Here is a 629-nt window from a genome sequence, read left to right as displayed (position 1 = left end):
GGACAACATCAGCGGCATCAAGCCCTTCAATATCGACTAGGAATTTCTCATGCTCGACAAGGCAGTGGGTGGCGAAGCCCCCCTTTTGCTTGAGCCCGATGATCCGCATCGCCGAGCAATCGCTTTCGCGATCCTCCTGGCACGCTTCACATTGCCCGCATCCGATCCATGGAAAAATCAGCACCTGCTGACCCGGCGAGACGCTCGTCACATCGGGGCCTACGGCCTCTACTATGCCGGCAATTTCGTGACCAAAGGTCATCGGCAACTGCGCGCCGCGTTCTGCGAAGGTCAGCCGTCCCTCTTCGCCTAGGTCCATATACCCTTTCTGCACATGCAGGTCCGAGTGGCAAAGACCTGACGCCGTAACCCGCACCAGAACCTCCAAACCGGTAGGCTTCGGCAACTCGTTCTTTCTTTTTTCAAATGGCTGCCCCCATTCGATCAGATCGTAACTGGTGTATTCGGTCATGAAGGGTTCTCACAGTAGGGATGGGATAAGCGTGACGATGCCGGGAACAAGGTAGAGCAGCGTGATCGCAATCGCGAAAATGACCACGACGCTCCAAGCACTGCTGTAGGTCTTGCCCATTGGAAGCGAAGGTGAGGCGGCCTTGAGCGCAAAAAGT

1 protein-coding gene is annotated in these 629 nt (G+C 56.1%); it reads right to left on the bottom strand.

Translation table 11 applies throughout. From position 1 onward, the window contains the following. Positions 1–472: alcohol dehydrogenase catalytic domain-containing protein (locus tag ACRZ95_RS23130; protein ID WP_480555739.1), on the bottom strand; the 472-nt coding region annotated here is incomplete at its 3' end. Between the last annotated feature and the right edge of the window lie 157 nt (positions 473–629).

The organism is Ruegeria sp. AI3 (genome assembly GCF_056541245.1).
This window is presented reverse-complemented; position numbering and strand designations above follow the sequence as displayed.